8 protein-coding genes, 2 tRNA genes and 1 pseudogene are annotated in these 9,479 nt (G+C 46.5%); all 11 read right to left on the bottom strand.

Features of this window, described 5'->3' with window-relative positions; genetic code table 11:
- Position 1: 1 nt before the first annotated feature.
- Positions 2–72 (bottom strand) — tRNA-Cys (locus tag QTO00_RS13760).
- Between the two features lie 33 nt (positions 73–105).
- Positions 106–192, bottom strand: a tRNA-Leu gene (locus QTO00_RS13755).
- 175 nt (positions 193–367) lie between these two features.
- Entirely contained in the window at positions 368–694 is a 327-nt protein-coding gene (nirD, locus tag QTO00_RS13750; RefSeq protein WP_331425315.1) for a nitrite reductase small subunit NirD, read from the bottom strand.
- On the bottom strand, positions 694–3,177 hold the full coding sequence (gene nirB / locus QTO00_RS13745; RefSeq protein ID WP_331425314.1) for a nitrite reductase large subunit NirB: 2,484 nt from the start codon (positions 3,175–3,177) through the stop codon (positions 694–696). Before nirB ends, nirD begins: the two co-directional genes overlap by 1 nt.
- Before the next feature lie 12 nt (positions 3,178–3,189).
- A complete protein-coding gene (locus tag QTO00_RS13740; RefSeq protein WP_331425313.1) occupies positions 3,190–4,056 on the bottom strand; it encodes an ABC transporter ATP-binding protein in 867 nt (288 codons plus the stop codon).
- Positions 4,057–4,068: 12 nt separating this feature from the next.
- On the bottom strand, positions 4,069–5,037 hold the full coding sequence (locus QTO00_RS13735) for an ABC transporter permease (protein WP_331425312.1): 969 nt from the start codon (positions 5,035–5,037) through the stop codon (positions 4,069–4,071).
- 68 nt (positions 5,038–5,105) lie between these two features.
- Positions 5,106–6,360, bottom strand: a pseudogene (locus QTO00_RS13730) (CmpA/NrtA family ABC transporter substrate-binding protein).
- A gap of 270 nt (positions 6,361–6,630) precedes the next feature.
- Positions 6,631–7,212 (bottom strand): ANTAR domain-containing response regulator, encoded by a 582-nt coding sequence (locus QTO00_RS13725; RefSeq protein WP_331425311.1) that lies wholly within the window; start codon positions 7,210–7,212, stop codon positions 6,631–6,633.
- A gap of 65 nt (positions 7,213–7,277) precedes the next feature.
- The gene (locus tag QTO00_RS13720) at positions 7,278–8,231 is read right to left on the bottom strand and encodes a glycosyl transferase family protein (protein ID WP_331425310.1); all 954 of its coding nucleotides are present in this window, start codon (positions 8,229–8,231) and stop codon (positions 7,278–7,280) included.
- Positions 8,228–9,112, bottom strand: coding sequence for a uroporphyrinogen-III C-methyltransferase (cobA, locus tag QTO00_RS13715; RefSeq protein WP_331425309.1), 885 nt, complete (start codon positions 9,110–9,112; stop codon positions 8,228–8,230). The genes QTO00_RS13720 and cobA overlap by 4 nt, the downstream gene beginning before the upstream one ends.
- Positions 9,113–9,121: 9 nt before the next feature.
- Positions 9,122–9,479, bottom strand: a 358-nt coding sequence (locus QTO00_RS13710) for a (2Fe-2S)-binding protein (RefSeq protein WP_331425308.1), incomplete at its 5' end; no start/stop codon positions are given.

Below are 9,479 nucleotides of genomic sequence, written 5' to 3'. Positions count from 1 at the left end.
GAGGCGCGTCCCGGAGTCGAACCGAGGTCCACGGATTTGCAATCCGCTGCATAGCCACTCTGCCAACGCGCCTCAAATTTTGCTTGTACCTTGAAACAAGGTAGATGGTGCCCCGGGCCGGACTTGAACCGGCACAGCGCGAACGCCGAGGGATTTTAAATCCCTTGTGTCTACCAATTCCACCACCAGGGCAACGCTAAAAGCGATGGTACACCACCATTCCAACGACGTTGTCGTGGGAACGGGGTGTACTTTAACGGCTAGAGATTTAGAGTCAACGAAAAATTTATTTTTAACGTTCAAGTGGTTAAAAACAAATCTGCGTTGATTAAGGCGTGATCTATTTGCTCACAATCGCATCAGGCTATCAACCAATCAAGACGTTGCCTTGTTCGATCTCTACCTTGTATACCGACAACTTTATTTCCGGCTTTTCGATGCATTCACCACTCTTTAAGCTGAAATGTTGCTTGTAGAGTGGCGAGGCTACGCACATTTCGCCTGCTACATCACCCACGATTCCTCGGCAAAGCACATAAGCTTCACCGATTGGGTCCCAGTTTTGAATCGCAAAGACACCATGCTCAGGAATATTGAACAGCGCCACTTGCTCGCCATCAATTAACGCAGCTCGACCTTGGTATGGAGACAACTCATCTAAGCGACAAACTTTTATTTTATCTACGACTTCCATTAGATTTCCTCCTTCACAGGGATACGTTGACCGCGCACTCTTTGATATGGCAGCGCTTGGCTTGCATCATCGGCATTGATAAATGGTTTGAACTTAGCCAGTTTGTCACTGTTTTCAATCGTGCTCTTCCACTCACATTGGTAGGTATCAACGATATGCTGCATCTGAGCTTCAAGAGACTCGTTGAGGTTAAGCGAATCTTCGATCACTACTTGTTTCAGGTAATCCAATCCACCTTCTAAGTTCTCTATCCAAACTGAGGTTCGTTGTAGACGATCCGCAGTTCGTACGTAGAACATGAGTACACGGTCGATAAGTGCAACTAGCTCTGCTTTAGATAGATCCGAAGCAATCAAGTCTGCGTGTCTTGGCCGCATACCACCATTACCACAAACATAGAGGTTCCAACCGTTTTCAGTTGCGATGACGCCAATATCTTTACTCTGCGCTTCCGCACACTCACGGGTACAACCAGAGACAGCGAACTTGATCTTGTGCGGCGCACGAAGGCCTTTATAGCGATTCTCTAGCTCAATGGCTAAGCCGACAGAATCATCAACACCGTAACGACACCAGGTTGAACCGACACATGATTTAACTGTTCGCAGTGATTTACCGTAGGCATGACCAGTTTCAAAACCTGCATCGATCAATGCTTGCCAGATCTCTGGTAGCTGCTCTACTTGAGCGCCAAATAGGTCGACACGCTGACCACCAGTGATCTTAGTGTAGAGATCGTATTTCTTCGCTACTTCACCCAAAGCAATCAATTTATCTGGGGTAATTTCACCGCCCGCCACACGAGGGACGACTGAGTAAGAACCGTCTTTCTGTAGGTTAGCCATGAATGCATCATTCGAGTCTTGCAGCGCGCTGTGTTGCGGCTCCATGATGTGCTCATTCCATAGCGACGCAAAGATCGATGCCGCTGTTGGCTTACAAAGGTCACACCCCATGCCTTTACCATGTTTTTCTAACAAGGTATGGAAATCTTTAATTTGCTCTACCTGACAGATGTGGAATAGCTCTTGGCGTGATAATTCAAAGTGCTCACAGATGTGGTTGTTAACCTCAACACCCATAGTAGTTAACTGAGTATCCAAGACACTCTTAACCATACTGGTACAACCGCCACAACCTGTACCCGCTTTCGTTTCAGCCTTGAGCGTATCTAGGTCATGAGCACCTGCTTGAATAGCGCTGACCAAGTCACCTTTGCTGACATTGTGACAAGAACAGATGATGGCACTATCATCCATCTCGCCGTTTAGCATTCCTGTATCAAACAGCAAGTTAGCCGCGTGGTCTGGAAGCTCAGTTTCATTAAGGTAGCATTGAAGTAGCGCATCATAGTCTGAGTTGTCTCCCACTAAAATAGCGCCGAGCAACTTAGTTCCTGATTTATCGACAACCAGTTTCTTGTAGATGCCCGCGACTGCATCTTGCAGCACCATCTCTTGCGCACCTTCAGTTGCTTTATGAGCATCACCAATCGAAGCGACATCAACGCCAAGCAACTTGAGCTTGGTACTCATGTCTGCGCCAGTGAAGCCTTTGTTATCACGTCCAAGTAGTTGATCCGCAACCACTCGCGCCATAGTGTAGCCCGGAGCAACTAAGCCGAAGATTTTCTCCTGCCATAACGCACACTCACCCACAGCATAGATGCTTTCATCACTTGTCCGGCACTGATCATTGATAACAATACCGCCACGCTCACCAATCTCGATACCTGCCTCACGCGCTAACGCATCTTGAGGTCTAATACCTGCAGAGAATACGATAACATCGACTTCTAGAGGGTCGGCGTCTTTGAACACTAACCTGTGGTTAGCACTCTCACCATCACAGATTTTCTCAGTTGCCGACGAGGTATGAACGGTTAAGCCCAAGTCCTCAATTTTCTCTTTGAGAACTTGCCCTGCTCCGTCATCAAGCTGAACTGGCATTAAGCGCGGCGCAAACTCTACTACGTGTGTTTCTACGCCCAGCAGTTTCAATGCGTTGGCAGCTTCTAGACCAAGCAAACCACCACCGATGACGGCACCTGTTTTGGCGCCCTGACAGGCAGTTTTGATTTCAGAAAGATCATCTAGGGTTCGGTAAACAAAAATATTATCGCGATCTTTCCCATCGATTGGTGGCACAAATGGGTAAGAACCTGTCGCGAGAACAAGTTGGTCGTACCCCATCACGCTGTCACCATCGAGAACTAAACGCTTTTTATCTCGTTCAACTTGCGTCACTTGGCTACCAAGCATTAGCTCAATGCCATGCATTTTGTACCACTCTTCACTGCTCAGCATTAGGTCTTGATGGCTATTGCCGGAAAACAGCGAAGAGAGCTGTACTCGGTCATAAGCGATAAAACGCTCTTCTCCGATGACAGTAATGCGTTTTTCTAGGTGAGCACCACGCTCTACCAACTGAGCCACAAGATGGTGGCCAACCATGCCATTACCTACAACAACAATATGTTCCATAATGTGACTCCTTTAAGCCGTTTTCGCGGTCGTTGTGAGCTCTTTTTGCTCTTTATCTTTTTTATCAGCCGGACTAGCCGCTGTTTTTGCCTGCTTCTCATAGAGGAAGCGAAGCACTGACTGACGACATTTCTGATACTGTGGATCGTCGGCTAGCTCAACGCGGTTACGTGGCCTTGGCAAATCAACCTCTAACACTTCACCGATCGTCGCCGCTGGGCCATTGGTCATCATGACGATTTTGTCAGAGAGCAGTACCGCCTCATCGACATCATGAGTAATCATGATGACTGTATTGTTTAGCTCTGCTTGAATCTCCATTAGTGAGTCTTGCAAGCGTGCACGAGTTAGCGCATCTAACGCGCCAAACGGTTCATCCATCAGTAGGACTTTTGGTTGCAGAGCCAACGCGCGAGCAATACCAACACGCTGTTTCATACCACCTGAGATTTCATCCGGCTTTTTATCCGCCGCATGTGACATTTGAATCAGCTCTAAATAGTGTTCAACTTGCTGTTTAATCCAAGTTTTAGTGTCAACTGAACCAGAGTGTTGATCAGCAATCTGCTTCACCGCGAGCTCAACGTTTTGGTATACCGTTAACCAAGGCAGTAGAGAGTGGTTCTGGAACACCACCGCACGTTCTGGGCCTGGGCCACTCACCTCACGACCATCAACAATCACACCACCGTCAGTTGGCAAGTGCAGACCTGCAACTAGGTTGAGAACCGTTGATTTGCCACAACCTGAGTGACCAATTAATGAGATAAATTCGCCTTTTCGGATCTGCAGGTTTACGTTTTTCAGTGCAATAAAGTCGCCGTTTGGTGTCGGAAAACTCATACCCAACTGGGTTAAATCTAATAGTGCTTTAGACATAGGAAACTCCTTTTATCGCAATGCCTGCTGTTTGTTCCAAGATAACCACTTCTGAAGTTGCAACATGCCGCGGTCGAGAAGTAAGCCGATAAAACCGATAGCAATAACCGCTACCATGATTCGCCCTAAAGACGCCGAGCTACCATTTTGGAACTCGTCCCATACGAACTTACCTAGACCTGGGTTCTGCGCCAGCATTTCTGCCGCGATCAATACCATCCATGCAATACCTAATGACAAACGAAGCCCGGTGAAGATCATCGGAATGGCTGAAGGAAGAACGATGACTCGAATGTGTTGCCACCATGACAGCTGCAAAACTTTACTTACGTTAATGAGGTCTTTATCTACGCTTGTTACACCAACCGCAGTGTTAATAAGCGTTGGCCACAAGCTACACAGTGCAACGGTAAGCAGTGAGTTAACGAAAGATTTGGCAAACATAGGATCGTCACTGACATAGGTCGCACTCACCACCATGGTCACTATCGGTAGCCACGCTAAGGGTGAAACAGGTTTAAGTAGTTGTATTACTGGGTTAAATGCTTGGTAAACGCCTTGATTCAAGCCGAGGATAATACCCAGAGGGATTGCAATAACTGTCGCAAGTAAGAAACCACTCGCTACCGTGATTAAACTGGTAACTATCTGGTCAAAAAAGGTTGGTTTGCCTGTGTAAGGGCGAATTTTCACCTTAGCATCAGGGTTCTTTGCTAGCTTTGCTGCGTTGCGTTTTTCTTGGCGCTCAATAAACGCGATCTCTTTGTCACGCTCCGCCCAGTGCTCGCTAACTAAGTTACTAAACTGCTGATAGGTTTGAGCTGGACCAGGTAAGGTACCAAGTGATGTTTCTACCTGACGTGCACTAAAATGCCACATCATTAAAAACAGCAAGATTCCGATAACAGGCAGTAGAATAGCTTTGCTTTTATTCGCAACCAGCTCTCTACTCGGAATTAATGATATTACATTGCTCGACATAACGACTCCTATACATCCTTGTTGGTAGTACTATTTTTATTGGAGGGGCGAACCCCTCCTTTATGTTGTTAAACTTTGTCTTTGCCTTTCAGACCAATCGCGAATTTCTCTAGGTAAGCGTTTGGTGAACGGCCGTCGTAGACGATATTGTCGATAAAGTGAGTTTGTGGAGCGCGGAAGCCATCTTCTTCAGCGAATTTAGGGAAATCTGTACTAGACAGAACACCATCTTCGATTAGAGCTTCCGCTGCTTGTTGGTAGATATCTGGGCGGTATACTTCTTTCGCCACTTCCATGTACCAGTCATCCGATTTTTCTTCAGGGATTTGGCCCCAACGACGCATCTGAGTTAGGTACCAGATTGCATCACTGTAATATGGGTAGGTTGCGTTGTGACGGAAGAACACGTTGAAATCAGGCACTTCACGTACATCACCTTTCTCATATTCAAAGGTACCCGTCATTGTTCACGACACGAATATGAGTATTTGGATATTTTTCAGCCCAGGATTTTGATACGCCGAACACCTTCTCTGGGTTGTTTTTCCAGATTTCGTAGTCAGTCACGACAGGAGCACCAATGCCTTTAAATACCGCTTGTTGGTTCCACGGTTCGCCCACACAGTAACCTTCAATTGTGCCCGCTTCCATGGTTGCTGGCATTTGCGGTGGAGGTGTGACGCTCAATAGTACGTCTGCGTTTACTTGGCCGCTGTTGTCACCTGTTGTTGGCGCGTAATAGCCTGGGTGAATGCCACCAGCAGCTAACCAATAACGAAGTTCGTAGTTGTGAGTTGAAACAGGAAACACCATGCCCATGTTGAACGGCTTACCTTCATCAAGATAGCTTTCAACCACAGGTTTAAGCGCATCAGCCTTGATTGGATGAACTAATTTACCATCCTCTTGAACTGGGATGTTTGGTTTCATCTGTTCCCAAGTCTTGTTCGATACAGTAATCGCGTTACCGTTAAGGTCCATACTAAATGCAGTAATTACCTCGGCTTTAGTACCGATACCGATAGTCGCACCTAACGGTTGACCAGATAGCATGTGTGCACCATCAAGTTCGCCATCGATGACTCGGTCTAATAGTACTTTCCAGTTGGCTTGAGCTTCCAACGTGACGTACAGACCTTCATCTTCAAAAAAGCCTTTCTCATACGCGACCGCTAGCGGTGCCATATCAGTAAGCTTGATGAAACCAAACTTTAGATCTTCTATTTCAGGTTCCCCTAACTCTGCGAAAGTCGTGGGCACGTAAAACGTGGTTGTAAGTGCAGCGCCGACTAAAGTGCGCTTGATTGCTGACGTCCATTTCATAAGTTTTCTCCAATAAAAAGGCGCTACAACTCCAGTGAGCTGTAGCGCCATTGCTTCCTTTCTATTACCGCCGTTGATAATTCAAGGTTACGATTGAACAGATTGTCATAGTTTCTGTTTATAGTGTTCCAAGTTATGTGCCAACTTATTTAACTCTTTAATATCAACACGTTAAGTAAAACACCTTATCAGACACTATTCTATTTGCTTAGTATTAGTGCACTTCGCACCAATGCGGAATTTTTCTTATAACCCCAAAGTGGTAGAGTGTTACTTAAGGACTTCTAGGGTTTGCAGCAGGTTCTTTGCAACTTGTGCGAGCGATTGGCTCGACTGCATCGCCGAATTCCTCATCGCTTTGAACGCTGCTTCTTCGTCGACCTGATGCATCTTCATTAACAAGCCTTTGGCTTTTTCAACCAACTTTCGCTCTTCTAGTTTGAGTTCTAATTGCTCGATCTCACTTTCTAACGCAGTCACTGATTGGCGCATTTGGCAAGCATTTTCGATCCAAGGCGAAAGTGAAAATTGACTATCAGCCGGAATGATCACATAGTCCATTTTCTCTGGTAAGCGGCTGATATCATTAGACTCTAATTGCTTTAACACAACCAGAAGCGGCAACTTTCTGCGTCGACACTCTTCGATAATCAGTCGCAGTTCTGCGCTCGGCTGCTGCCAACCCACAACCACATAGGACTCGGGTTCTCGGTCGAGCATCTTCTCAAACTGGTTGAGCTGACAACTGGTTATATTGTCGAACTCTTGAGCGAGTTGAGTGGTTAATCGCACCGATTCTTCGATGCGATCACTACACACAATAAGAGGATTTTTTGAGAGTTTTTTATTCATGAACATTCCCTGTTGTGCTCTCTATCTAATAAGAGACATAACAAGGAATGTGCCAAGTAGTAAAATCAGTGATTTTTACAGTAGTTGGACCATAAGCTATAGGCTTTTTCGAAGGCCTGCTCTAAATCATTAGATTCGGCAAACAGCGTTGCTGCCATTGTAGATACTATGGTGTTTGCCATCATGTTGAGGTTCGACTCATCAGTACCAAACAGACATTGGTTTGGTAGAGGGATGTCTGTCAGCATTCGTTCAGTCCAGTAGTGAGACTCAACACCGTTTGGTGTACTTACCCACACCGTTTGACTCACTTTAGGATTGTACTCCGACTCACCAGACTGACCTTTAAATGAAACAACTGCGTGACTGGTTAAGCCAATTTCACTCTCCACTTCGGCATGAAGCTGCTGAAAGCCAGGATGAAAGCTACCGCGCAGGCCGAGTTTCGCGCCGCCCGGGTTTAACGCACGAACAACCGTGTTGATCGGAGTACGCAATCCATAGCGATTTTTCCAGCCAATCATGGTTTCCGCTTGTGGCGCAAAATGCTTAAGTGGTAGATAAGCAATGCCATGAGTTTCAAGTAGACTCTTCGCATGCTCCGGTGAGTCAGCGATTTGTACGTCGAGCTGCGCTAAATAATCTTCCGCATGCAATCGCCCTGCAGGTCTATCATGATAGCCGTGGAGCAGCACTTTGTAGCCATGTTGCGATAGGATTTTAGCGGCTAACAGATGCCAAGGCTGGCCTGCGCTACTGCGTTTGCCCGCATAGCATGGCCAGTCTATATCTGCGCCTAAACTCGGTACGCGAGACTGAAACGCTTTTACGAAACCTGCAATCTCTTGCTGAGTTTCATTTTGTACTCGAATCAACATTAGTAGCATCGCCATTTGATCGTCACCACATTGACCATCAAGATACTCATCCATGATTTTGTAGGCCTGTTCAAACGTTAGCGGTTTACGCCCACGCTCACCTCGGCCTACAGTGCGAATACATTCTAAAATTGTGCTCATACTTCCTCTTGAGAAACAACGCTTTCGAGCGTAGCCATTAGTTCGTCTCTCAGTTTGACCACTTCTCCCAATATAATCAATCCCGGACTCACTCCTTTCAGCTCATGCGCTTTGGACATTAGCTCACTTAAACAGGAAACATGCACCTTTTGCTGTCGGCTACAACCATGGGTAACAATCGCGAGTGGGAAATCGCCATCTAAGCCATTGCTAATCAACCCTCGCTGAATCTCGTCGGCTTTCTCTAATCCCATGTAGAACACAAGCGTTTGACCTGCACCGACAAGCTGAGACCAAGCAGGTAGTGCTCCGGTTACCACTTGTCCGGTCACAAAGGTAACGCTTCGAGCCACTTTACGATGGGTTAATGGAATATACGAAGATGCCGCACAACCAATGGCTGCGGTAATTCCTGGGATGACTTGATACTCAATATTATTTTCAGCCAGCAACAAGCCCTCTTCACCACCGCGACCAAAGATAAACGGGTCACCACCTTTAAGCCTAACTACTTGCTTACCAAGCTTTGCACAATCAACCAATATTTGGCTGATCTCTTCCTGCTTTAGGCTCGGCTGACCGCAGCGTTTACCTACGTAAATGAGTTTACACTGAGTTGACGCGAATTCGAGGACCTCTTGATTCACTAAACGGTCATAGACAATCACATCCGCGTCCTGAATCGCTTTCATCGCTTTGACCGTTAGCAACTCCGGGTCGTTAGGCCCCGCACCGACCAGCAATACCTTACCTGTACCGCCCTGTCTACTTTGCTCGCTACCAGCACCGTCAATAGTGTGCTCTATATAATCATGAGCGACAAAACCTCCACCTCGTAAGCCGAGTTGTGAACCTTCTTTGTACAGTAAATCCATTTTCATGCTCTGCTCCTACTTAGTCACAGCAATCGTTTGGTGGTACTCCGCAACTAACTGCTCAACTTGAGGTATGCAAGAGCCACAGTTAGTGCCACACTTAAGCTTGTTTTTCAGTTGATTGACGCTAGTGCAGTCGCCACTCTCTAGTTCACGCACGATCTGTTTATCGTTGACGCGGAAACAGCTACAAATCAACTCGGTTGCTTCTTCCTGAGCCGCGATGGAAAGTAGCGCGGTAAAGGTGAGTGGTTTACCAATCAGTCCTGCCATTTCTGTTGCATCAGCCGCAATGGGTTGATTGGAAGCAATCAAGATCGAACGAATCACTTTACTATCACATAATTCGTCATAACCAACGGTTAACCAACCT

The organism is Vibrio sp. M260118 (assembly GCF_036533755.1).
Lineage (GTDB): Bacteria > Pseudomonadota > Gammaproteobacteria > Enterobacterales > Vibrionaceae > Vibrio.
The sequence above is the reverse complement of the archived record's forward strand: the minus strand, read 5'-3'. Positions and strand labels throughout refer to the sequence as shown.